General features: G+C 53.7%; 1 pseudogene. It reads right to left on the bottom strand.

From position 1 onward, the window contains the following. A pseudogene (locus tag C8R31_RS15725) lies at positions 1–1,385 on the bottom strand (hypothetical protein); the annotation flags it as partial. Positions 1,386–1,680: the final 295 nt, after the last annotated feature.

The following is a 1,680-nucleotide window of genomic DNA, read 5'->3' as shown; positions in this document are numbered from 1 at the left end:
ATCTCCGGATGCTTGGCGATTTCATCGGTGCATTTACGGTCTTTCAGCCCGGAATGATTGCCGCTTACCAGCACCCGGTTGTTATCGCTTTTCTCTGGAAGACCGAGAAGACCCCAGACCGTCCGGTTCTTCGTAATTTCCGCCTTGATAGCCGCGAGGGTGGTAAAGGTGGGGTAATCGCAATTGGCATTCGCCGGGACCGGTGCCTTGTCCATGTCCAGATGGGTGAAGGTGTGGTTGATGAAGCGGAAATTTGCTTTGTTGGCCATTACCGCCGCCACCAGGCCGTCGGCCAGGTTCAGTGCCAATATGGCCGCTTTCGGATCCACCACCGCTCCCGAGCCGTTAAACGCCAAATCCAGCTTGTAAGCGCCGGCCACCGGATGCGCGGCGCGAAAGGCGAGCTGTTTGCTCACTGCATTGGCAATGTCGGCGCTGTTCAGGCGGTAGGTCGTCACGGGATCATTATTGTTGAGGTCGGGATTCCATATATTGTTGGCCAGGAACAAATCATCCAGATGGGTCGCCATATGAACAAAGCGCGCGCCAACGAATACCCCCTGCGTCACCCAGTTGATGAATTCGTAGGCCAGAACCTTCGAATGGATGAGGAAGGTGGCATTGCTAATAGTCGAGATCATCACTTCCCTTACCGGCATCGTCTGGTTGGGCATGGTGTAGCGCACGATCGATACCAGGGCCTCCCCATTTTGGGTTTTCAAAAGCGGCACAACGTTGGGCTTCGATCCGTCCCGCAGGGTCGTGGTGTCATTTCGAGGGTTGGCCGCAAAGGCAAAGTCCGTAATCGGAAATGGATTGGTCACGTTCACGTACTCAAAAACTTCCTTGCTGAGTGCCGCCGGCACGCTCCATTGGCCTTCATAGCTGGCTCCGCCGGAGGAATAGACCAGACCATAATCCAGGTAGACTCCGAAAGGAGACTCGGGATCCCAGTAGGTCGCCGGCCATCCTGACAGTACCGCCTGACGGACACCAAAGTTTTTCTGGTAATTGTGCAACATGTCCCATTCCGTGGGCGTGAAGGCTGGGTTCAGTCCAGCGTCCGTCAGGATAATGCCGTTATAGTTGCCCACGCAACCTGCTTCGGCAGCCAGGCAGCTGGACCCTCCCGCATTAGAGGCGAGCATCGCCGCGGTAAGATCCTGCGTCTTGGCGTTCAATACATCGTATGGCACGCCCATTTCATCAAGCACCGGTTTGATGTAGGCATAGCCAGCATCTTCTGTTACCTCTCCTGTCGTGAGGAGCAGTATTTTCAGCTTAACGGCATTGTCAGCAAATGCAGGTGTCGAAACAGTAGCAGCAAGCCACATAACCGCTGAGAGCAGCAGCGAGAATTTCAGGTGCCAGTTCTTCTTTTTCATGAAAAAATCTCCTTTTTTTTATTTAACGGACCTTACATAGTTTTCAACCCCTCAGAACTGACCAGGCTTTTGCAGGAGTAGGCGTGCAGTATTCCTTTCGTTTCTGAAATCAGGATTTGCCGATCACTACTGCTGAACAACAAAAAAGCCCCCGGTTTTGCCGGGGGCTGATTTCAGCTCCTCATTTAGCAGGCGTGTGGCTGTGCGACCCGTCAGGAGCGTGACTGGTCGTTGGCTCAGGCAAGGGTTTTTCCGCCTGGCTCTTGGATATCACTTCAGACTGCTTCTCGAAATA

Origin of the sequence: Nitrosospira sp. Nsp2 (genome assembly GCF_003050965.1) — a bacterium.
In the GTDB taxonomy this organism is placed as follows: domain Bacteria; phylum Pseudomonadota; class Gammaproteobacteria; order Burkholderiales; family Nitrosomonadaceae; genus Nitrosospira.
Note: the sequence above shows the minus strand (reverse complement) of the source record. Positions and strands in the feature narration are given on the sequence as shown.